This is a genomic window from Pseudomonas fluorescens, assembly GCF_001307155.1.
In the GTDB taxonomy this organism is placed as follows: Bacteria; Pseudomonadota; Gammaproteobacteria; order Pseudomonadales; family Pseudomonadaceae; genus Aquipseudomonas; species Aquipseudomonas helvetica.
On sequence record NZ_CP012830.1, the window covers coordinates 1,689,171 to 1,711,929 of the forward strand.

General features: G+C 60.2%; 20 protein-coding genes. 10 read left to right on the forward strand and 10 right to left on the reverse strand.

The window, feature by feature from the left end; all coding sequences use genetic code 11:
• Positions 1–267 precede the first annotated feature (267 nt).
• Positions 268–1,308 carry a low specificity L-threonine aldolase gene (locus tag AO353_RS07670; protein ID WP_054594372.1) on the forward strand — a complete coding sequence of 347 codons (1,041 nt, stop codon included), beginning with the start codon at positions 268–270 and terminating at the stop codon, positions 1,306–1,308.
• A 227-nt stretch (positions 1,309–1,535) separates the two neighbouring features.
• Here the strand turns inward: AO353_RS07670 and gbcB are convergent, their stop codons facing one another.
• Positions 1,536–2,636, reverse strand: a complete 1,101-nt coding sequence (gbcB, locus tag AO353_RS07675; protein ID WP_054594373.1) for a glycine-betaine demethylase subunit GbcB — start codon at positions 2,634–2,636, stop codon at positions 1,536–1,538.
• A 282-nt stretch (positions 2,637–2,918) separates the two neighbouring features.
• Between gbcB and gbcA the strand changes: the two genes are divergently transcribed.
• Positions 2,919–4,214 carry a glycine-betaine demethylase subunit GbcA gene (gbcA, locus tag AO353_RS07680; RefSeq protein ID WP_054594374.1) on the forward strand — a complete coding sequence of 432 codons (1,296 nt, stop codon included), beginning with the start codon at positions 2,919–2,921 and terminating at the stop codon, positions 4,212–4,214.
• An 851-nt stretch (positions 4,215–5,065) separates the two neighbouring features.
• On the opposite strand, the gene AO353_RS07690 is transcribed toward gbcA, so the two are convergent.
• The 7 genes from AO353_RS07690 to AO353_RS07720 form a co-directional block, all read right to left on the reverse strand.
• The gene (locus AO353_RS07690; RefSeq protein ID WP_054594376.1) at positions 5,066–5,632 is read right to left on the reverse strand and encodes a GNAT family N-acetyltransferase; all 567 of its coding nucleotides are present in this window, start codon (positions 5,630–5,632) and stop codon (positions 5,066–5,068) included.
• A 21-nt stretch (positions 5,633–5,653) separates the two neighbouring features.
• Positions 5,654–6,424 carry an electron transfer flavoprotein subunit beta gene (locus AO353_RS07695; protein WP_054594377.1) on the reverse strand — a complete coding sequence of 257 codons (771 nt, stop codon included), beginning with the start codon at positions 6,422–6,424 and terminating at the stop codon, positions 5,654–5,656.
• 15 nt (positions 6,425–6,439) lie between these two features.
• Entirely contained in the window at positions 6,440–7,660 is a 1,221-nt protein-coding gene (locus tag AO353_RS07700; RefSeq protein ID WP_054594378.1) for an electron transfer flavoprotein subunit alpha/FixB family protein, read from the reverse strand.
• Positions 7,660–9,609: a dimethylglycine demethylation protein DgcB gene (gene dgcB / locus AO353_RS07705; protein ID WP_054594379.1), complete on the reverse strand. Its 1,950-nt coding sequence runs from the start codon at positions 9,607–9,609 to the stop codon at positions 7,660–7,662. Before dgcB ends, AO353_RS07700 begins: the two co-directional genes overlap by 1 nt.
• Positions 9,610–9,819: 210 nt before the next feature.
• The gene (gene dgcA, locus AO353_RS07710) at positions 9,820–11,880 is read right to left on the reverse strand and encodes a dimethylglycine demethylation protein DgcA (protein WP_054594380.1); all 2,061 of its coding nucleotides are present in this window, start codon (positions 11,878–11,880) and stop codon (positions 9,820–9,822) included.
• 15 nt (positions 11,881–11,895) lie between these two features.
• Positions 11,896–12,426 (reverse strand): DUF5943 domain-containing protein, encoded by a 531-nt coding sequence (locus AO353_RS07715; protein WP_008033249.1) that lies wholly within the window; start codon positions 12,424–12,426, stop codon positions 11,896–11,898.
• Positions 12,427–12,505: 79 nt separating this feature from the next.
• Positions 12,506–13,483: a dipeptidase gene (locus tag AO353_RS07720; RefSeq protein WP_007907542.1), complete on the reverse strand. Its 978-nt coding sequence runs from the start codon at positions 13,481–13,483 to the stop codon at positions 12,506–12,508.
• Positions 13,484–13,718: 235 nt separating this feature from the next.
• Here AO353_RS07720 and AO353_RS07725 point away from each other — a divergent pair, with 235 nt between their 5' ends.
• Positions 13,719–14,120: a lysozyme inhibitor LprI family protein gene (locus AO353_RS07725; RefSeq protein ID WP_054594381.1), complete on the forward strand. Its 402-nt coding sequence runs from the start codon at positions 13,719–13,721 to the stop codon at positions 14,118–14,120.
• A 48-nt stretch (positions 14,121–14,168) separates the two neighbouring features.
• Complete coding sequence (locus AO353_RS07730; protein WP_054594382.1) at positions 14,169–14,585, forward strand: DUF3010 family protein; 417 nt, start codon at positions 14,169–14,171, stop codon at positions 14,583–14,585.
• Between the two features lie 121 nt (positions 14,586–14,706).
• Here the strand turns inward: AO353_RS07730 and AO353_RS07735 are convergent, their stop codons facing one another.
• Positions 14,707–15,657, reverse strand: a complete 951-nt coding sequence (locus tag AO353_RS07735; protein WP_054594383.1) for a GlxA family transcriptional regulator — start codon at positions 15,655–15,657, stop codon at positions 14,707–14,709.
• Between the two features lie 193 nt (positions 15,658–15,850).
• On the opposite strand from AO353_RS07735, the gene choX reads away from it, so the two are divergent.
• The 6 genes from choX to AO353_RS07765 all read left to right on the forward strand — a co-directional run bounded on the left by choX (position 15,851) and on the right by AO353_RS07765 (position 21,443).
• Complete coding sequence (gene choX / locus AO353_RS07740) at positions 15,851–16,795, forward strand: choline ABC transporter substrate-binding protein (RefSeq protein WP_054594384.1); 945 nt, start codon at positions 15,851–15,853, stop codon at positions 16,793–16,795.
• An 86-nt stretch (positions 16,796–16,881) separates the two neighbouring features.
• Entirely contained in the window at positions 16,882–17,769 is an 888-nt protein-coding gene (locus tag AO353_RS07745; protein ID WP_019694008.1) for a 3-keto-5-aminohexanoate cleavage protein, read from the forward strand.
• Positions 17,770–17,984: 215 nt separating this feature from the next.
• Positions 17,985–18,950 (forward strand): L-carnitine dehydrogenase, encoded by a 966-nt coding sequence (locus AO353_RS07750; RefSeq protein WP_054594385.1) that lies wholly within the window; start codon positions 17,985–17,987, stop codon positions 18,948–18,950.
• Positions 18,951–19,129: 179 nt separating this feature from the next.
• Positions 19,130–19,606 (forward strand): thioesterase family protein, encoded by a 477-nt coding sequence (locus AO353_RS07755; RefSeq protein WP_054594386.1) that lies wholly within the window; start codon positions 19,130–19,132, stop codon positions 19,604–19,606.
• A gap of 21 nt (positions 19,607–19,627) precedes the next feature.
• Positions 19,628–20,791 (forward strand): gamma-butyrobetaine dioxygenase, encoded by a 1,164-nt coding sequence (locus AO353_RS07760; protein WP_054594387.1) that lies wholly within the window; start codon positions 19,628–19,630, stop codon positions 20,789–20,791.
• Between the two features lie 388 nt (positions 20,792–21,179).
• A complete protein-coding gene (locus AO353_RS07765; protein ID WP_019694012.1) occupies positions 21,180–21,443 on the forward strand; it encodes a hypothetical protein in 264 nt (87 codons plus the stop codon).
• Positions 21,444–21,595: 152 nt separating this feature from the next.
• On the opposite strand, the gene AO353_RS07770 is transcribed toward AO353_RS07765, so the two are convergent.
• Positions 21,596–22,699 (reverse strand): GlxA family transcriptional regulator, encoded by a 1,104-nt coding sequence (locus AO353_RS07770; RefSeq protein WP_054594388.1) that lies wholly within the window; start codon positions 22,697–22,699, stop codon positions 21,596–21,598.
• Positions 22,700–22,759: the final 60 nt, after the last annotated feature.

Here is a 22,759-nt window from a genome sequence, read left to right on the forward strand (position 1 = left end):
AAATGCCGCCGACTGGCGGGCTCTTGTGGCGAGGACGCTTGCTCCCGTTCGGCCGGTCCGCGTTCGGGCGCAGCAGTCGCAATACCGGCTAATGCGCTTTATCAGACAGCCCGCATTTATTGGCTTTGGGACCGCTACGCGATCCAGCGGGAGCAAGCTCCCTCGCCACAGGGTGTTTACAACACGACTTTTCCTACAGAATCAGCAGATGTGCGCTTCCTGCAAATCTGGGTACAGTGCGCACCATCATCGACCACGGAGCCGGCCATGACCGACAAGAGCCAACAATTCGCCAGCGACAACTATTCCGGTATCTGCCCGGAAGCCTGGGCCGCCATGGAACAGGCCAATCAAGGCCACCAACGCGCTTATGGCGACGATGAGTGGACGGCGCGCGCCTCGGACGATTTCCGCAAATTGTTCGAAACCGACTGCGAAGTGTTCTTCGCCTTCAACGGCACCGCCGCAAACTCCCTGGCGCTGTCGTCACTGTGCCAGAGCTACCACAGCGTGATCTGCTCGGAAACTGCCCACGTCGAAACCGACGAGTGCGGCGCGCCGGAATTCTTCTCCAACGGCTCCAAGCTGCTGATCGCACGCACTGAAAACGGCAAGCTGACCCCGGAATCGATCCGTGAAATCGCCCTCAAGCGCCAGGACATTCACTACCCGAAACCGCGCGTCGTGACCCTGACCCAGGCGACCGAAGTCGGCAGCATCTACACCCCGGAAGAAATCCGCGCCATCAGCGCCACCTGCAAGGAACTGGGCCTGAACCTGCACATGGACGGCGCACGCTTCTCCAACGCCTGCGCGTTCCTCAACTGCTCGCCAGCGGACCTGACCTGGAAGGCCGGTGTCGATGTGTTGTGCTTCGGCGGGACGAAAAACGGTATGGCGGTGGGTGAGGCGATTCTGTTCTTCAACCACAAGCTGGCCGAAGACTTCGACTACCGCTGCAAACAGGCCGGGCAACTGGCGTCGAAAATGCGTTTTCTTTCGGCGCCATGGGTCGGTCTGCTGGAAAACGACGCCTGGCTCAAACACGCCCGCCACGCCAACTACTGCGCACAGCTGCTGGCCGAGCTGGTGAGCGACATTCCGGGCGTTGAGCTGATGTTCCCGGTACAAGCCAACGGCGTGTTCCTGCAACTCTCGGAATCGGCCGTCGCGGCACTGACCGCCAAGAGCTGGCGTTTCTATACCTTCATCGGCAAAGGCGGCGCCCGCTTCATGTGCTCGTGGGATACCGAGGTAGAGCGCGTTCGGGAATTGGCGGCGGATATTCGGGAAGTGATGGCGGGGTAATACCCTCACCAGAATGAAATGAAACTTTGTGGCGAGGGAGCTTGCTCCCGCTCGGCGGCGAAGCCGTCGTAAATTCAGCAAACACGGTGCACCTGACAGACCGCATGCTCAGGATTTGGGGCTGCTCCGCAACCCAGCGGGAGCAAGCTCCCTCGCCACAGAAAGATGATCGTTCCCACGCAGAGCGACACTAGTGACGCTCTGCGTCCCTTCCCCGGAGTAACGGCTTAGAACTCGATCCGTACATCCCCTTTCGGCACGCTGCAGCACGACAGGATGTAACCCTCGGCTTCGTCTTCTTCGGTGATCCCGCCGTTGTGCTCCATCTCGACTTCCCCGCCCAGCTTCATTACCTTGCACGTTCCGCAGATCCCCATCCCGCAGGCTTTCGGAATCAACAGGCCAAGCTTGGCGGCGGCGGCGTGGACGGTTTCACCCGGCGCCACGCGGATGCTTTTGCCGGACGCGGTGAATTCCACTTGATGCAGATCGGCTACATCGATTTCCGGGGCGTCGGCCGCTTGTTCGGCTTGCTCCACCGCATCGGCACGAGCCTCGGGCGGTGTAGCACCGAAAGATTCTTCGTGGTAACGCTTCATGTCGAAGCCAGCGGCTTCCAGCAGGCGTTTGACCGCGTGCATGTAAGGGGTCGGGCCGCAGCAGAAGACCTCGCGTTCAAGGAAGTCCGGCGCCATCAGCTCCAGCATTTTATGGTTCAGGTAGCCGCGATAACCGGCCCAAGGCTCGCCCAGTCCGTGCTTCTCACAGATCAGGTGCAGACTGAAGTTATCGATCCGCGACGCCATGTGCTCCAGCTCGCGGTGATAGATGATGTCTTTTGGCGAGCGGGCGCTGTGGATAAACACCATGTCGACATTGCCGTTGGTGTCGTAGAACCAGCGAGCCATGGACATTACCGGGGTGATCCCGACACCGCCGCTGAGATAGAGCACTTTCGGTGCGGTGAAATCCATTGCGTTAAACAGCCCGACCGGCCCGTGCACCGCCAACTCCTGGCCTTCGTGCAGGGTGTCATGCAGCCAGTTGGAAACCTTGCCGCCCGGTACGCGCTTGATGGTCACCGAAAAGCTGTAAGGCACCGACGGCGAACTGGAAATGGTGTACGAGCGCATGATCGGCACGCCCTCGATTTCCAGCTCCAGGGTGACGAACTGCCCCGGTTTGAAGAAGAACATGATCGGCTGGTCGGCCATGAAGCAGAAGGTCCGCACGTCCCAGGTTTCCTGGATGACTTTGACGCAACGGACAATGTGCCGGCCATTGGCCCAGGTCTGGGTGGTTACCGGGTTCAGGAAACTATTGGACATGCTGATCTCCACGGTCGACTGTCGACCTCATGTTGCCGATTCTGCGCAAGGTGTGCAGTGGCCACTTACCTATCTACGACATTCACGTACTTATCGCGACCAGCCCACAACCACCGGGGGTTGAGCGTCGGGAACAGATTGGGCCATGTCGCCCATGGATAAGGTTCCAGCCTGCGCCGGCCCCACACTCGCCTCAACAGATAAACGCTGTTTTCTGCCTTGCGTTGCACTAACCGTAGCCACTATTCGCCGGCCACACAGATGGCCATGAGGACTTAAACGATGGACGTCACCACTACCTTGAGCTTGGGCGATCCACTGGAACCCGCACGCAAGGCCACCGCGCAGATGCTGCATGAGCGCGAGCGTACATTTTCGCTGCCACAGCCGTTCTACTCTGATGAGCGGTTGTTCGATATCGACATGCAGGAGATCTTCCAGAAAGAGTGGCTGATCGCCGGCATGACCTGCGAAATCCCGACCAAGGGCAACTACCTGACCCTGCAGATCGGCAAGAACCCGATCATCGTAATTCGTGGTGCGGAAGGCGTGGTCCATGCCTTCCATAACGTCTGCCGCCACCGTGGTTCGCGTCTGTGCACCAGTGAAAAAGGCAAAGTCGCCAAGCTGGTCTGCCACTACCACCAGTGGACCTACGAACTTGACGGCCGCCTGTTGTTCGCCGGCTCCGAGATGGGCGACGACTTCGACATGAAGCAGTACGGCCTGAAACCGGTCAACGTGAAGACCGCTGGCGGCTACATCTTCGTCAGCCTCGCGGAAAACCCGCCAGCCATCGATGACTTCCTGTCGACACTGAACCATTACATGGAACCGTACGACATGGAAAACACCAAGGTGGCGGTGCAAACCACCCTGGTGGAACAGGCGAACTGGAAACTGGTGCTGGAAAACAACCGCGAGTGCTACCACTGCAACGCGTCGCACCCGGCACTGCTGAAAACCCTGCTGGAATGGGACGACGTCACCGACCCGCGTGCCGACCAGGCGTTCAAGGACCACGTAGCCGCTTCTGCCGCTGCCTGGGAAGCCGAGAAGATTCCTTACGCACACGCCAGCTTCGGCCTGCGTAACCGCATCGTGCGTATGCCGCTGCTCAAGGGCACCGTGTCGATGACCCTCGACGGTAAGCAAGCCTGCAAGAAACTCATGGGCCGGATCCAGAACCCGGACCTGGGCTCGATGCGCATCCTGCACCTGCCGCACTCGTGGAACCACTGCATGGGCGATCACATCATTGTGTTCACCGTGTGGCCGATCAGTGCGCAGGAAACCATGGTCACCACCAAATGGCTGGTGCACAAGGACGCTGTCGAAGGTGTGGATTACGACGTCGAGCGCATGCGTGAAGTCTGGGATGCGACCAACAACGAAGACCGTCGCCTGGCCGAAGAGAACCAGCGCGGGATCAACTCCACGGCGTACCAGCCAGGCCCGTACTCCAAGACTTACGAGTTCGGCGTGGTGAACTTTGTCGATTGGTACAGCGAGCGCCTGTTGAACAACCTGGGTGCAGAACCTGCGCCTTACCTCAAAGGCGTGCCGGTTCACGGTTAAGATCCAAAAGCATCGCGAGCAGGCTCGCTCCCACAAGGGATTGGTGGTGTTCACAAATGCTGCGAACACCATCATTCAATGTGGGAACGAGCTTGCTCGCGATAGCGTCCTACCTGTCACTACATCCCTCCCCTGAATACACACCCCTGGTCTTTAGAACTGTACGAAATATGATCTATCGCGTTCCAGCCTATATGGAACGTGGCGTACAGCCTTCAGCGAACAAGTTATCCACACCTCCACCCACAGCTAATGGGGACAAGTGTGGAAAGACTGAAAACTTTCTCCACAGAAACTGAATAAAATCCGTGACTTATTCAATTGATCGGTTTTCGACAGCCACTGCCTACTTTTTGATCAAAACCCTGCAAGCCACGTTACTCATGGCTCACAGAGGATCGCAAACACCTTATCCACAGAAGCGCCAACAGACTTTGGGGGCAACTGTGCAAACTATTCAGTACGCTGTGGAAAACCACGTCCAGGCCGCATATTTCGTGGGTTTGAACAGTCAGCGGAGGGTAAAACCCAGCATTTGGTCATTTATTAACCAGAAGCTTGAAAGCCACGACCTGTATGGCTTACAGCGGACAGCAAACATCTTATCCACAGAAGCGCCAACAGAGATTGGGGGCAAGTCGTGAGCTACACATGCCCTTATCCATTGAAAAAAGCTCGAAAAAACGCGGGGTTAGGCTGGTTGTTTTTCGTACAAGGGCTTGCAGGGCTTGAGATGCGTGGGGTGTAGCGAGGGGTGAACATGTTATCCACAGAAGCGCTAACAGGGATTGTGGGTAAATACATCAGCCCTGTGGGAGTAGGTTTGCTCCCACAGGAACTTGGTTGATGCCTTAAGGCCGATACATCAAATAGGCTTCACCCGTGACCCGAATCATCGGATGGGGTGTGATCTGGCAGCTATCGACGACACGGAAGCCATGTCGCTCGTAAAACCGACGGGCACCGGTGTTCGACGCATAATCGATCAGGCTCAAGCCGTTGAGCCCCAACTGGTTGGCACGGTCGTAAGCGTAGGCGAGGAATTGTTGGCCCAGGCCCTGGTTGCGCCAGCCCTCATGCAGCGCCAGGCTCGATATGTAGAGGGTGTCGGGAATTTCCAGCTTGGCATACGGCGCCAGGACCGGATCGGTGACGGGAGCGGCCAGCGGATCGTGACGCATCACATAGCTGTGCAGCATGCCAATGACCTTGCCCTCTGCCTGCGCGATCAGGCAGTTTTGATAGGAGAAATCCACATCTTCACGGGCGTAGCGACTGGCACCGACATCCAGCAGGTCCTGGCCGGGCTCCGCCAGCTGGCTCCAGATGTAATCCGCGGCGCCTTCCGATGAAATCTGAAACAGGCGAGCAATCTCCCGCGCATCCGTGCGCAGGGCCGAACGAAATTCAACTGCCATTTACCGGGCTCCACAGGACCGTTAGCGAACCACGCCTTCTTCAATCAGCAACTTGAGAATCGCCTCAGCCCCAGCCTCGGCACTCAAGCCCTTGAGCACTTGCCCACCGCCGCCGCTGGCCTTGGCTGTTGCAGCTTTCATCCGGTCGGCGCCGCTCTTGGCCTTGATCACTTTCAGGCGTTTTGGCCGTGGCTTGGCCGGTTGCAACGTTGCAACCGCGAGCAATTCATCGTTGATAATTTCAACGTCTTCGGCGTGCAACACACCGCGTCGAGCCGGGCCAAAGGCACTTTGCCGAGGCTTGGGCGCGGCGTTATCCACCGTGGCGAGAAACGGCAGGCGCACTTTCAAACGTCGACGCTGGCCACGCGGCAAGGCTTGCAGCACCAAGGCCGAATTGCCGTCGATGGACTCGACCTGCGCTAGTCCGACCACCAGCGGCCAACCCAGGCTTTCCGCTAGCAGGAACGGCAACATGCCCGAGCCTTCACCGGTTTCCGCCTGACTGCCGGTCAGCACCACCTGCGCCCCGGCATCGCGCAAATAAGCGCTCAACGCTGGCAGCGCATCGGCGCCTTGGGGCTGTTCGAGCACAAGCAGCTGTTCCAGGCCCATGCCCAGGTAAGCCCGCAGCGCAGGTTCCTCGACATCACCAGCGTGCAGCACTTGCAGGTTATCCCCAGCCAACTGCAGACCGAGTTCAACCGCCCGCGCATCCTGCTCGGCGCGGCGTGGCCGGCCCGAGGTCGGGTGGGCGCCGATCGACACCAGGCTGATTACATGAGTACTCATAACCCTTTCCTTCTCTTAAGCCGCATCGCGCTTGGCGTCGTTGCGGTAAGCCTCTACCGCCGCGATCAAGGCCTGAAGAATTTCTGCGCTTTCACCTATCACCGACAGGTCGGCACGTTTGATCATGTCGCAGCCAGGATCGAGGTTGATCGCCACCACCTTGTCGCAGGCACCGATGCCTTGCAGGTGCTGGATCGCCCCGGAAATCCCCACCGCCACGTAGACCCGCGCCGTGACCCAGGTGCCGCTGGCGCCGACCTGACGGTCGCGGGCCATGAAACCGTCGTCCACGGCCACCCGCGATGCGCCTTCGGTCGCGCCCAACGCCGCCGCCGTCCTGTGGAAAAGATTCCAGTCCTTGACCCCGTTGCCGCCCGAGAAGATGAACTCGGCTTCGGCCATGGGGATGGCGGCCGGGTCGACCGCTACCGCGCCCAGGTCCTCGATCCGCGACAGGCTGCGTGCAACCGTTGTGGATAACTCCACCGGCAACGCTTCATGACGGGTTTCGCTGACCGGCTCGGCACATTCCACCGCCGCCAGAATCAACCGTGCGACAGGGCGCGCCAAGTCTTGCAGACCGGCACCGGCGCGGCCGATGCACTCCTGATCCTTGACCTGCCAGACCCGCGTGGCCGGGCGTTCACCGAGTGCAGCGGCAAAGCGCCGACCCAGCTCACCGCCACCGGTGCGGCTGTCCGGCAGTAACCAGTGACGAGGACTGAACTGGTTATCCACAGCCCGCAGGCCCTGGACCCGCTGTTCCGGTGCATAACCCTCGAATTCTTCGCCATCGAGCACCAACAGGCGGTCGACGCCCGCGGTGGCGAAGGCGCTTTCCTTGTGTTCGCCAAAGACCACCGCCAACACGGCACCGTCCTTGCCGGCCAATTGATGGGCCAGGCCCAGCAGGTCGCGGTCGTGGCTGCTCAAACGGCCGCCGACCATGTCCGGCACCACGCTGATGTAGAACGCAGGCGTCGCCACCTGATGCAGCGGCAATTGCACTTCAACGGCGGCCGTACGCTTGGTCGCCCCGCCTTGCTGGGCACCACTGCGGTCAATTCGCTTGATGCCATTGGGGCCGATGAAACCAATGCCGTGAGGATTCTTGCGAATGATCCCGTTGGGGCCCATCCAGCTGTGTTCCACCGGTTGCATGGCGGCATGCAGCGGATGCAGACGGTTGCGGGCGATCCATTCAGCGCGCGGATCGCGGCGGATAATGTCGCTCATCAGTGGGCCTCCGCGGGTTGACGTTTAGTCGGTGCCGGTGACTTGCTGGGCGCCGCGTCTTCAAGCAGCGCGTCGGCCACCAGTTCGGCGATGTCCTTGATCAGCGGCCGTGGTTCGACCACGCCTTCGAGCATCGCGGTGCACTGCGGGCAACCCACGGCCACCAGCTCGGCACCGGTTTCGCGAATGTCATCCATGCGCATGTCGGGGATCCGTTGCTTGCCCGGAATATCGGTGATCGGCGCACCGCCGCCACCGCCGCAGCAGCGTGAGCGGAAACCGGAACGTTGCATTTCCTTGACCTCGATCCCCAGCGCACGCAGTACCTGGCGCGGTGCCTCGTATTCGCCGTTGTAGCGGCCGAGGTAACACGGATCGTGATAGGTCACGCTGTCGCCTTTGTGCTGACCCAGATTGAGTGCGCCAGCGTCGATGATTTCCGCCATGTAGGTGCTGTGGTGCTGCACCAGGTAGTTGCCATCGAAGGCACCGTATTCGTTCTTCAGCACGTGGAAGCTGTGCGGATCGCAGGTGACGATGCGGTTGAAGCTGTATTTGGCCAAAGTCTGGATGTTGCGTTTGGCCAACAGCTGGAAGGTCGCTTCGTCGCCCAGACGGCGAGCCACGTCACCGCTGTCACGCTCTTCAAGACCGAGCACGGCAAAGTCGACTTTCGCGGCTTTCAGCACTTTGACGAAGGCACGCAAGGTGCGCTGGTTGCGCATGTCGAACGCACCGTCGCCAACCCAGAACAGAACGTCGGTGGATTTCTTCTCGCTGAGCAGTGTCAGGTTCAGGTCCGCCGCCCAGTTCATCCGCCCGCCCGGAGCGAAACCGCCCGGGTTGTCGGTGGCAATCAGATTTTCCAGGACTTCGGCGCCCTTGTTCGGGGTCGCGCCTTTTTCCAGGGTCAGATGGCGGCGCATGTCGACGATGGCGTCAACGTGCTCGATCATCATCGGGCATTCTTCAACGCAGGCACGGCAAGTGGTGCAAGACCACAGGGTTTCAGCGTCCACCAGACCGTTGACGATCGGTTGATGCGGATTACCCGCGTGTTCACCGATAGCTTTACCTGGATAAGGACTGCCAGCGAACTTGGCATCGGTGCCGCCGGCCAGGCCGACGACCATGTCCTGAATCAGTTTTTTCGGGTTCAGCGGCTGGCCAGCGGCAAACGCCGGGCACGCGGCTTCGCATTTACCGCACTGCACGCAAGCGTCGAAGCCGAGCAGTTGGTTCCAGGTAAAATCCTTGGGCTTTTCCACGCCCAAGGGGGCTTGCGGATCGTTCAGGTCAAGCGGTTTAAGACCTGTAGAACGACCACCACCAAAACGTTCGGCGCGACGGTGCCAGGCCAGGTGCAAGGCACCGGCGAAGGCGTGCTTCATCGGCCCGCCCCAGGTCATGCCGAAGAACAACTCAGACACGCCCCACAGCACGCCGACACCGAGGATCGCCGCCAACAGCCAACCGCCGAAGTTTTCCGGAAGGATGCCCGCCACCGGCAGGGTCACCAGGAAGAACGACGCCGAGAAGGCCAGCAAACTTTTCGGCAGGCGCATCCACGGACCTTTGGATAAACGCGCCGGCGGGTTGCGCCGACGCAGGTAAACAAAGATCGCACCGACGAACATCACTGCCGTCATCAACAACAGTGCATAACCGAGGAAGCGGTTATGCAGGCCAAAACCGTGAACCAGGATCGCCAACACGATGGACGCCACCGCGCCACCCGCCGTGGCAACGTGGGTGTTGGCGATGTATTTGTCCCGCGCCACTACGTGGTGCAAGTCGACCATGTAGCGTTTGGGCATGGCCAGCAGGCCGCCGATCAGATCGACCTTGGACGCACGGCCCCGGCGCCACATGGCCACCCGCCGCAACGCGCCCAGGACAGCCAGGCCCAGGGCGGCAAACAGCAGGATGGGAAGAAGGGTGTTTAACATGGTGGAGCTCCCAAAGACCTCGGGGTCATGTGCGTGCCGATGAGAGCGACGCACCTACTTGTGGCGAGGGAGCTTGCTCCCGCTGGAGTGCGAAGCGCTCCCAAAACAGTCTCAGGTGTACACCTGATACACCTCGACTGCAGGTTTTGGGGCTGCTTCGCAGCCCAGCGGGAGCAAGCTCCCTCGCCACAGGTGATGGTGGTAAATCCGTTAGAAATCCTTGCACAACCGCAACGCGTCGTAGATCGCCGCGTGCGTGTTACGCTGGGCCACGCAGTCACCGATGCGGAACAGCAAGTAGCCGTCACCCGCCTGGCTCAGCGAAGGCTGAGGCTTGATCGCGAACAAGGCTTCGATGTCCATCTGGCCTTTGTTGCGCGAGCCTTCCTTCAGCGCGTAGTAGATTTCTTCGTCCGGCCGCACGCCGTTCTCGACCACGACCTGGTCAACCACCCGCTCCTCTTTGGCGCCGGTGTATTCGTTTTCCAGCACCGCCACCAGCTTGTCGCCTTCGCGGTAGACCTTATCGAGCATCATGTCGCCGGTCATGATCACTTCTTTCGGGTACATGCTGCGGTAGTACGTCGGGAACGACGTACCGCCGATGGCCACGCCCGGCTTGATGTCGTCGGTGACGATCTCGACCTGGCTGCCCTTGTCCGCGAGGTAGTCGGCAACCGACATCCCGGTGAACTCGCAAATGGTGTCGTAGACCAGCACGTTTTTGCCAGGCAGCACCTTGCCGTCGAGCACGTCCCAGCTGCTGACCACCAGGCCTTCAGCCGCGCCCCAGTGCTCGTTCTGCTCCAGGAACGGATGACCGCCAACGGCGAGCACCACGATGTCCGGACGCAGATCGAGAATGGTCGCCGCGTCAGCGGCTACGCCCAGGCGCAGGTCGACTTTCAAACGCGCCAGTTCCAGCTGGAACCAACGGGTGATACCGGCGATCTGGTCCCGTTGCGGGGCTTTCGAGGCGGTAGTGATCTGTCCGCCGATGAACTCTTTCTTCTCGAACAGGGTCACGTCGTGGCCACGTTCGGCGGCTACACGCGCCGCTTCCATCCCGGCAGGGCCGGCACCGACCACCACGACTTTACGTTTCACACCGGTCGATTTCTCGATGATGTGCGGTACGCCCATGTATTCACGGGAGGTCGCGGCGTTCTGGATGCACAGCACGTCCAGACCCTGGTACTGACGGTCGATGCAGTAGTTGGCACCCACGCATTGTTTGATCTGGTCGATCTGGCCCATCTTGATCTTGGCGATCAGGTGCGGGTCGGCGATGTGCGCACGGGTCATGCCGACCATGTCGACGTAACCGCCTTCCAGAATACGTGTTGCCTGGTTCGGGTCCTTGATGTTCTGCGCATGCAGCACCGGGGCCTTGACCACTTCCTTGATACCGGCCGCCAAGTGCAGGAACGGCTCCGGTGGATAACTCATGTTGGGGATAACGTTGGCCAGGGTGTTGTGGGTATCGCACCCCGAGCCCACGACGCCGATGAAGTCGATCATGCCAGTGTCGTCGTAGTACTTGGCGATCTGCTTCATGTCCTCATGGCTCAGGCCATCAGGGTGGAATTCATCACCGCAGATACGGATGCCGACGCAGAAATCCGGACCGACTTCCTTACGCACAGCCTTGATCACTTCCAGGCCGAAACGCATGCGGTTCTCGAAGCTGCCGCCCCATTCGTCGGTACGTTTGTTGACGCGCGGGCTCCAGAACTGGTCGATCATGTGCTGGTGCACTGCCGACAGTTCAACGCCGTCCAGGCCACCGGCCTTGGCACGCGCAGCAGCACTGGCGTAGTTGCCGATCACCCGCCAGATTTCTTCCGGCTCGATGGTTTTGCAGGTCGCGCGGTGCACCGGTTCACGGATGCCCGACGGCGACAGCAGGGTCGGCCAATGCTCGCCGTCCCAACGCGAACGACGGCCCATGTGGGTAATCTGGATCATGATCTTGGCGCCATGCTTGTGCATGGCATCAGCCAGGTTCTGGAAGTGCGGAATAATCCGGTCGTCGGCCAGGTTGACCGATTTCCACCAGCCTTGCGGGCTGTCGATGGCCACGCTGGAAGAACCGCCGCAAATCGCCAGGCCGATCCCGCCCTTGGCTTTCTCTTCGTAGTACTTCACGTACCGATCGGTGGTCATGCCGCCGTCGGTGGCGTAAACCTCGGCGTGCGCGGTGCTGAGCACGCGGTTGCGGATGGTCAGTTTGCCGATTTGAATCGGCTGGAACATTGCTTCGAAAGCCATGGCAGGATCCTCGACTTACAACGGCTTGACGGTGAACAAGCCGTCGTCGTGGCCTTCTTCGGAGCCACCGTAAACCTGTTCGGCGACGGTGCGAATCTTGCTGCCGCGCGCTTGCAGGATCTGGTCCATGGCACCGGCAAACCAGCCAGTGAACATGTAGTCGACCTTGCGTCCGACCTTGCCGTAGACGTAGACGAATGCCGAGTGCTCGAGCTTGACGCTGGCAGTGCCTTTGTCGAGGTCGATGTCCTGGATCTTGAACAAGCCCCAGCCACGTTGCGACAGGCGCTTCATGTAGTGCTCGAACACCGCAACGCCTTCCAGGCCGTGGCATTCAGCTTCTTTTTCACACCAGTGCCAGGCGGACTTGTAGCCGGCCTTGTAGAGGATCTCGGCATAGGCGTCAGCGCCCAGCACTTCCTCGATGCCCATGTGGTTGTTGACGAAGAAGTGACGCGGCACATACAGCATCGGCAGGGCGTCGGAGGTCCAGACACCGGTTTCGCTGTCGACTTCGATTGGCAGTTGCGGGGCGATCTTGGCCATGGAAACTTAAACTCCAGAAAATTTTTTGTGTTGCCCGCTGCTCGGGTGGCAGCGGGAAAGGATTCAGAGGTACGGCGGCTTATTCGCCCCAGACGTCCTTGAGGACGTTGACCCAGTTTTCGCCCATGATCTTGCGCACTACGCGCTCGGAATGGCCGCGCTTGAGCAGCGTCTCGGTCAGGTTCGGGAACTCGCCCACGGTGCGGATGCCCAGCGGGTTGATGATCTTGCCGAAGCTGGTCAGACGACGGGCATAGCCCTTGTCATGGGTCAGGTATTCGAAGAAGTCCTGGCCATGGCCCTGGGTGAAGTCGGTGCCGATGCCGATGGCGTCTTCGCCGACGATGTTCATGGTGTACTCGATGGCTTCGGCGTAATCGTCGATGGTCGAATCAATACCCTTGGCCAGGAACGGCGCGAACATGGTCACGCCGACGAAACCGCCGTGATCGGCGATGAACTTCAGTTCTTCATCGGACTTGTTGCGCGGGTGCACTTTCAGACCCGACGGCAGGCAATGGGAGTAGCACACCGGTTTCTTGGATTCGAGGATGACTTCTTCGGAAGTCTTCGAGCCGACGTGGGACAGGTCGCACATGACACCGACGCGGTTCATCTCGGCAACGATCTCACGACCGAAACCCGACAGGCCGCCATCGCGCTCGTAGCAACCGGTACCGACCAGGTTCTGGGTGTTGTAGCACATCTGCACAATACCGACGCCCAGCTGCTTGAAGACCTCGACATAGCCGATCTGGTCTTCGAAGGCGTGAGCATTCTGGAAGCCGAACAGGATGCCGGTCTTGCCCTGCTCCTTGGCTTTGCGGATGTCAGCGGTGGTGCGCACCGGAATCACCAGGTCGCTGTTCTCGCGAATCAGCTTCTGGCTGGCGGCGATGTTGTTGACGGTTGCCTGGAACCCTTCCCACACCGACACGGTGCAGTTGGCCGCGGTCAAGCCGCCTTTGCGCATATCTTCAAACAGCTCGCGGTTCCACTTGGCAATAATCAGCCCGTCGATAACGATGCTGTCGGCGTGCAATTCGGCTGGGCTCATCAGGCAGTCCCCTATTAGCGATTCATGCGCCGAATCGTCTGCCGGCGCTTTGGGTCAGCATATGCTTGAGGGACGGGGCAGCCGGGTGCAAAAACGACAGGGGAATTGCCGAAAGCGTCAATACGCGACAAAGGGTCCCACCGCATGCCCTTTGCCCTCCTGTTCTTTCCCGAATAGTTGGGCCAGAATTCGCCGCATCACTGGATGCATCACTGGAACAAGGGGCGGCTACGCAATGAAATCGATCTTCCTGGCTTTGGCACTGATAGCGACCGGCGTACAGGCGGCAGAAGAAGCCGACAAAAACCCGTGCGATGCGGTCGAAAACGACGTCCAGACCCTGGAATGCTCGACCTATAGCAAAAACACCGCCGAACAACTGCTCAAGGACAATTTCCAGGGATTGCTAGATCGGATGAAAACCCAATACGCGAACAACAAGGCGCAGTTGGCAGACATTACCGGCAAACTCCAGACTGCCGAGCAGTTCTGGATGAAATCGCGGGATGCCGATTGCGCGATTGCAGCGTTCCCCGCAGCGGTGGGCAGCAAGACCTACACCATGGACCTGAACGATTGCCTGGCGAGCAAGAGCGACGAACGGTCGGAGTTTCTGGAATCGATCGGCCAGCAATAAGCGCAGTTCTACTGCCCTGCAACAGCACCATCATCTCAAGGCGTGTTCATGAAATTCTGTGGCATCGAAATCAAAGGCAGCGAGGCGATCTTCGCCGTCGCCTCCCTCGACAATCAAGTGCTGACTCACGTCGCCCTGAACACCAAGAAAATCGCTCTCGACGACGATGACGAAGCCGCCAACGTCAAAGCCTTCGCCGCGCAGGTCGGCGCCTTTGTTCGTGACAACGGCATTCAGCGCATCGCAATCAAGAAGCGCAGCAAAAAAGGCGAGTTCGCCGGCGGCCCGACCACGTTCAAGATCGAAGGGGTTTTCCAGTTGCTGGACAACTGCGAGGTGACGCTGCTGTCACCGCAGACCATCAATGCGCAGAACAAGAAGTTCGACTTTGCACTGCCGGCGACGCTGAACAAGTATCAGCATGAGGCGTACAAAGCGGCGTGTTCGGGGTTGATGAAGAAATAAGGTACACAAAAACCTGTGGCGAGGGAGCTTGCTCCCGCTGGGCTGCGAAGCGGCCCCAAGAACGACTGCTGCGCCCGACGCGGACCGGCCGAACGGGAGCAAGCTCCCTCGCCACAATGAATCATTCGATTGTATTCACTCGCCGTCGATCCTCGCGCGGGCATCGGGCAAACCGCGTCCGATAACTGCGGGTGAAATATGACGGCGATTCAAACCCGCAGGCGATGCTCACTTCCAGCACGCTCATGTCGGTCTGGCGCAGCAGCTGCCGGGCTTTTTCCAGTCTTAGCCCCAGGTAGAAATTGCTCGGCGTGTCGTTGAGGTGCAAGCGGAACAGCCGCTCAAGCTGTCGTCTCGTCACCTTGATCGAATCTGCCAGTTCCAGCGTGCTGAGCGGCGGTTCGCTGTGTTGTTCCATCTCGCCAATTACGTGCACCAGTTTCTTGTTGCTGATGCCGTAACGCGTGGCGATCTGCATGCGTTGGTGGTCTTTGCGCGGGCGGATGCGCCCGAGCACGAATTGCTCGCTGACCTGGATCGCCAACTCGGGGCCGTGAGCCTGGGCGATCAGGTCGAGCATCAGGTCGATAGAGGCTGTGCCACCGGCCGAGGTGATGCGGCGCCGATCGATTTCGAACAGCTCTTGGGTCACGCTGAGCTGTGGATAAGACTCCTTGAACGCGTCGATGGCTTCCCAGTGCAGGGTCACGCGGTGGCCGTCGAGCAGCCCTGCTTCTGCGAGGACAAAACTGCCGGTGTCGATGCCGCCGAGGGTCACGCCGTCGTGATCGAGGCGACGCAGCCAGTGTTCCAGTGTCGGGTTGACGAACTCCAACGGCTCGAACCCCGCGACCACCAACAAGGTCGCGCCCTTTTTCAGTGGTTCCAGCGCCGCATCGGCGTTGAGCGACATGCCGTTGCTGGCCAATACCGGACCGCCGTCGGCGCTCAGCACATGCCAGCGGTACAACTCGCCACGAAAGCGGTTAGCCACCCGAAGCGGTTCGATCGCCGAGATGAAACCGATGGCCGAGAAACCCGGCATCAACAGAAAGTAGAAATCCTGGGACATGGAGCGCACTCGGATGGCGGGCAGCGTGTGGACGTTGATACGCCACTTGCAAGCGACAGACAAGAGCACAGGTCGCTGCAGTGCAAGAGCTGGTCGCCGCTGTGCGTTTTCTGCCGGGTTCAGCTGCGTAACTTGACATCACCGGCACGACAGATGCCGGAACCCACAATAACGACCTGCCGAGGATCCCACCATGAAACGACTGATCAGCAGCTGCGTTCTCGCACTCAGTGGTACCGCTTTCTTGAGTTCCGGCGCGATGGCTGCCGACCCCGCCGCCTGCCAGAACGTGCGCATGGGTGTGGTGAACTGGACCGACGTGATCGCCACCAGCGCCATGACCCAGGTCCTGCTCGATGGCCTCGGCTACAAGACCAAACAAACCAGTGCTTCCCAGCAAATCATCTTCGCCGGCATCCGCGACCAGCGCCTGGACATGTTCCTCGGCTACTGGAATCCGCTGATGACCCAGACCATCACCCCGTTTGTCGCCGGCAAGCAGGTGACCGTCCTGAGTGAACCGAGCCTCAAGGATGCCCGTGCCACCCTGGCCGTGCCGACTTACCTCGCCGACAAGGGCCTGAAAACCTTCGCTGATATCGCCAAGTTCGAAAAAGAACTGGGCGGCAAGATCTACGGCATCGAGCCGGGTTCGGGCGCCAACACCCAGATCAAGGAAATGATCGCCAAGAACCAGTTCGGCCTGGGCAAATTCCAGCTGGTCGAATCCAGTGAGGCCGGCATGCTCGCGGCAGTCGATCGCGCCGTACGCCGCAACGAAGCCGTGGTGTTCTTCGGCTGGGCGCCGCACCCGATGAACGTCAACGTGAAAATGACCTACCTCACCGGTAGCCAGGACGCCCTGGGTCCGAACGAAGGCTCAGCCACCGTCTGGACCGTGACCGCCCCGAACTACGCCAGCCAGTGCCCGAACGTCAGCCGCTTGCTGAGCAACCTGACCTTCACCGCCGAAGACGAGAGCCGGATGATGCAGCCGCTGCTCGATCACAAGGACGCTTTCGAATCAGCCAAGCAATGGCTCAAGGATCACCCGCAAGACAAGCAACGCTGGCTTGAAGGTGTGACCACGTTCGACGGCAAACCGGCTGCCGAGAACCTGCAACTGAGCAGTCAATAAACCCGAATGAATCCCCTCTTCGCAGCCGGTTTCGGCTGCGAGCGGGCCCGCTACGCCCAAAAATCATGTCTGAAGGAAACCGCACCATGAACCACGACGTCATCATCACCTGCGCACTCACCGGTGCTGGCGACACGACCGCCAAAAGCCCACACGTGCCGGTCACCCCGAAACAGATCGCAGCCGCTGCCGTGGAAGCCGCCAAAGCCGGCGCCACCGTGGTCCACTGCCACGTGCGCAACCCTGAAACCGGCAAGTTCAGCCGCGATGTGGCGCTGTACCGTGAAGTGATGGAGCGCATCCGCGAAGCGGACGTCGACATCATCGTCAACCTGACGGCTGGCATGGGCGGCGACCTGGAAATCGGCGCTGGCGAAAACCCGATGGAGTTCGGCCCGAACACCGACCTGGTCGGTCCGCTGACCCGTCTGGCTCACGTTGAAGAGCTGCTGCCGGAAATCTGCACGCTCGATTGCGGCACCCTGAATTTCGGCGACGGCGACACCATTTACGTCTCCACCCCGGCCCAGCTGCGCGCTGGCGCCAAACGCATTCAAGAGCTGGGCGTGAAGGCCGAGCTGGAAATTTTCGACACCGGTCACCTGTGGTTCGCCAAACAGCTGATCAAGGAAGGCCTGCTCGACGACCCGCTGTTCCAGCTGTGCCTGGGCATCCCATGGGGCGCACCGGCTGACACCACCACCATGAAAGCCATGGTCGACAACTTGCCGGCCAATGCGGTCTGGGCCGGGTTCGGCATCGGTCGCATGCAAATGCCGATGGCCGCTCAAGCGGTGCTGCTGGGTGGCAACGTGCGGGTCGGGCTGGAAGACAACATCTGGCTGGATCGCGGCGTACTGGCGACCAACGGCCAACTGGTCGAGCGCGCCAGCGAAATCCTCAGCCGCCTCGGTGCCCGCGTCCTGACCCCAGCCGAAGGCCGGGCGAAGATGGGCCTGACCAAGCGCGGTTAAACCACACCACACCTATCACCTGTAGGTGCGAGCTTTTGTGGCGAGGGGGCTTGCCCCCGTTCGGCTGCGAAGCAGTCGTAAACCGGCCGATGCGCTTTTACTGACAGACCGCATTGGCTGATTTTGGGGCCGCTTCGCGACCCAACGGGGGCAAGCCCCCTCGCCACACAAGCTCGCTCCTACATTGGATCACCGAATACTTCCAGGAATTTGCCATGAGCTTTATCACCGAAATCAAAACATTCGCCGCGCTGGGCAGTGGTGTCATCGGCAGCGGCTGGGTATCCCGTGCCCTCGCCCATGGCCTTGATGTGGTGGCCTGGGACCCGGCGCCCGGCGCCGAAGTCGCGCTGCGCAAACGTGTCGCCAATGCCTGGGGTGCGCTGGAGAAACAGGGCCTGGCACCCGGCGCTTCGCAAGATCGCCTGCGCTTTGTCGCAACCATCGAAGAATGCGTGCGGGATGCCGACTTCATCCAGGAAAGCGCCCCGGAACGCCTTGAACTGAAGCTCGAACTGCACAGCAAAATCAGCGCGGCGGCCAAGCCCAATGCACTGATCGGTTCCAGCACTTCAGGGCTGTTGCCGAGCGAGTTCTACGAGGGCTCGACCCACCCGGAACGTTGCGTGGTCGGCCATCCGTTCAACCCGGTTTACCTGCTGCCACTGGTGGAAGTGGTCGGTGGCAAGAACACTGCGCCAGAAGCGGTGCAGGCAGCGATGAAAGTCTACGAATCGCTGGGCATGCGCCCGCTACATGTGCGCAAGGAAGTACCGGGCTTCATCGCTGACCGTCTGCTCGAAGCGCTGTGGCGCGAGGCACTGCACCTGGTCAACGACGGCGTGGCAACCACCGGTGAAATCGACGATGCGATTCGGTTTGGCGCCGGGCTGCGCTGGTCGTTCATGGGCACGTTCCTGACCTACACCCTGGCCGGTGGCGATGCCGGTATGCGGCACTTCATGGCGCAATTCGGTCCGGCGTTGCAACTGCCATGGACTTACCTGCCCGCACCGGAATTGACCGACAAGCTGATCGACGACGTGGTCGACGGCACCAGCGATCAACTGGGCAAACACAGCATTTCAGCGCTGGAACGCTATCGTGACGATTGCTTGCTGGCGGTGCTGGAGGCGGTGAAGACCACCAAGGCCAAACATGGCATGACCTTCAGCGAATAAGCGCAATACCCCGTGGCGAGGGAGCTTGCTCCCGCTCGGCCGCGAAGCGGTCGTAAAAACCGGTAAAGGCGTTTTATCTGATAGAACGCAACTGCAGGTTTTGGGACTGCTACGCAGTCCAGCGGGAGCGAGCTCCCTCGCCACATGTGTTAACCCATGAACATTTGTGGAGCGGCACCATGCCAGCCCTAACTACCTATACCACCAAAATCATCCCCGACTGGGTCGACTACAACGGCCATCTGCGCGATGCGTTTTACCTGCTGATCTTCAGCTACGCCACCGATGCGCTGATGGATCAACTGGGCATGGACAGCAACAACCGCGAAGCCAGCGGCAACTCGCTGTTCACCCTCGAACTGCACCTCAACTACCTGCATGAAGTGAAGCTCGGCGCCGAGGTCGAGGTTCACACCCAGATCATCGGTCACGACCGTAAACGCCTGCACCTCTATCACAGCCTTCATCTGGTCGGCGAAGAGCAGGAACTGGCGGGCAACGAACAAATGCTGCTGCACGTCGACCTAGCGGGGCCGCGCTCGGCACCGTTCAGCGAGTCGGTACTGAACAAACTGCGGGCCATGAGCGCATTGCAATCGGACCTGCCCACCCCTGCCTATATTGGCCGCGTGATCGCCTTACCGCCGGAAAAATAACAATCAAAACAAGGAGCTCGCATGAACACCGCCGCCGCTGTTGCCGACTTCCGCAGTTACCCTTTGATCAGTGCATTGACCACCGTGCAAACCCTGGCGGATCACGTGCTGGTGAAGTGGGCCGATGGCCGGGTCAGTCCTTTTCATCATCAATGGTTGCGCGACAACTGTCCGTGCCCGGTTTGCGTGTATGCCGTGACCCGTGAACAGGTGCTGGAAATCGTCGATGTCGCTGAAGATCTGTACCCCGTCGTGGCCCAAGTGGATGCTCAGGGCTGTCTGTCTATCGACTGGCTGGACGGCCATACCAGCCGCTTCGACCCCGGCTGGTTACGTGCTCACGCCTATGACGACGAATCCCGCGCCGAGCGCAGCGCCGGCAAACCTAAAAGCCAGTTGTGGAACAACCAACTGAAGCTGCCGGTGTTCGACTATCAGGCGGTAATGGACGATCCCAAGGCGCTGCTGCAATGGCTTCTGGCACTGCGCGATATCGGCCTGACCCAAGTACGCGGCGCCCCCACCGAACCCGGCTCACTGACGCACATTGCCAAGCGGATTTCGTTTATCCGCGAGAGCAATTTCGGTGTGCTGTTCAACGTGCAATCCAAGGCCGACGCCGACAGCAACGCTTACACCGCATTCAACCTGCCGCTGCACAGCGACCTGCCGACGCGCGAGTTGCAACCGGGGCTGCAATTCCTGCATTGCCTGGTCAATGACGCGGACGGCGGCGAGAGCATTTTTGTCGACGGTTTTGCCATTGCCGACGCCTTGCGTCAGGAAGACCCCGAGGCCTTCCGTGCGCTGTGCGAGATCCCCGTGGAGTTTCGCAACAAGGACCGCCACAGCGACTACCGCTGCCTGGCGCCGATCATCGCCCTCGATACGCTGGGACAGGTGTCGGAAATCCGCATGGCGAATTTCCTGCGAGGGCCGTTCGATGCTTCGGTCGAGCAGATGCCCAAGCTGTATCGGGCCTATCGACGCTTTATCGCCATGACCCGCGAAGCGCGTTTCCGGCTCATCACCCGTCTCAACCCCGGTGAAATGTGGTGCTTCGACAACCGCCGAACCCTGCATGCCCGTAACGCTTTCGACCCCACCAGCGGTGCCCGGCATTTTCAGGGCTGCTACATCGATCGCGATGAATTGCTCTCGCGCATCTTGGTGTTGCAACGCTAGACCGTGTCATCGTTCATCGTCGGAACGCCGCCCGGAGCAAGCCTTGCTCCTACGAGGGTATCTGATTACCCCGCCTGTAGGAGCAAGGCTTGCCCGCGATGGCGTCGCCTCAGACAACACACCCACACCTGATTCACAGACAAAAAAAACCCCGATCAAGCCGTGACAGGATCGAGGCAGAAGTTACTGTTGAGGAGCTGTTGCGCGAGGGTGACCAAACCTTCGTGAAGCCAGCTGAATCCAGTGTGCCTACTCCCCACTCACGCAAGTTAGTCGAAAACGACCTGTTCATAGGTATTGCGGCCATTGCGACAAATCGTCCTTGCCCCGCCCCATCACCGCTACCAGAATCGAACCACGACACCGTTCCCTGAAGAAGGATTGCGTCATGATGCACGCTGATTTGATTGACCAGGAAGACCTGTTGGGCCAGCTCAAGGCACGCGGATTTGAAGTCCCGATGGGAGCCACTGCAGAGCAGGCCTGTGAATGCGCGGTACGTGGCCTGGATGACACGCGAGCCTATGAGCTGCGCAAAATGGTCAAGGATATGTACACCAGCAGCGCGACTATTCTGCCCGCCGTGCGCCAGGCGATCGACAAGCAACTGCTGCCGGCATTGGCGCTGTACCAGCAGAGCCGTAGCGCCTGATCACTCTCTGTGGCGAGGGAGCTTGCTCCCGCTCGACCGCAAAGCGGTCGCAAATCCGGTAAACGCGTTTGACTGACATTGCGCGTTCTTCGATTTGGGGCTGCTACGCAGCCCAGCGGGAGCAAGCTCCCTCGCCACAAAAGCGCGCTCAGTTAGAGCCTTACGCTAGCGAAAGTCGACTCGTTACGCGCCTGACTCAACGCCGACATCGGCCCGGACAACGGCGCCAGCACCAGTGCCTGCGGGATCGGCATCATTGCCACCTGTTGGGTGGTGTTGGAACCGACGCGTTCGTCACGCGGAGGAATGCCGAAGTATTCGCGGTAGCACTTGGAGAAGTGCGGGGTCGACACGAAGCCGCAGACCGAGGCCACTTCGATGATCGACATCGGCGTTTGCTTGAGCAATTGCCGGGCGCGGATCAGCCGCAGCTTGAGGTAGTAGCGCGACGGCGAGCAGTGCAGGTATTTCTGGAACAGCCGCTCCAGCTGACGACGTGATACCGCGACGTACACCGCCAGTTCATCGAGGTCGATCGGCTCTTCAAGGTTGGCTTCCATCAGCGCGACGATTTCCTGCAACTTCGGCTGATTGGTGCCCAGCATGTGCTTGAGCGGCACGCGCTGATGATCCTGCTCGTTACGAATGCGCTCGTAGACAAACATTTCCGAGATCGCCGCCGACAATTCGCGGCCGTGGTCGCGGCTGATCAGGTGCAACATCATGTCCAGTGGCGCGGTGCCGCCGGAGCTGGTGAACCGGTTACGGTCGAGGGTGAACAAGCGAGTGCTCATCGCCACTCGCGGGAAAGCTTCCTGCATCGACGCCAGACATTCCCAGTGCACGCTGCAATCGAAACCGTCCAGCAGACCGGCGCAGGCCAGGGCCCAACTGCCGGTGCAGACAGCGCCAAGACGGCGCGACTGACGGGCCTGGCTTTGCAGCCACGACACGTGTTCACGGGTCACCGTGCGTTGAATGCCGATGCCGCCACAGACAATCACGGTGTCCAGGGGCGGGGCTTTGTGCATGGAGGCGTCAGGGGTGATTTGCAGGCCGTCACTGGCCCAGACCTGGCCGCCGTCAACGGTGAGCGTACTCCAGCGATACAACTCGCGACCGGACAATTGGTTGGCCATGCGCAGGGGTTCTACTGCAGAGGCCAGAGAAATCAGCGTGAAATTGTCCAGCAGCAAAAAGCCGATGGATTGAGGCGCACGGTTCTGGGGTTGCGCCCCGGAGTTGAACGACGTCATCGCGGTATCTCCTCACACAAAGCGGGTGATGGCCTCAGGCGGAGGCTCTTGTTATGGCCA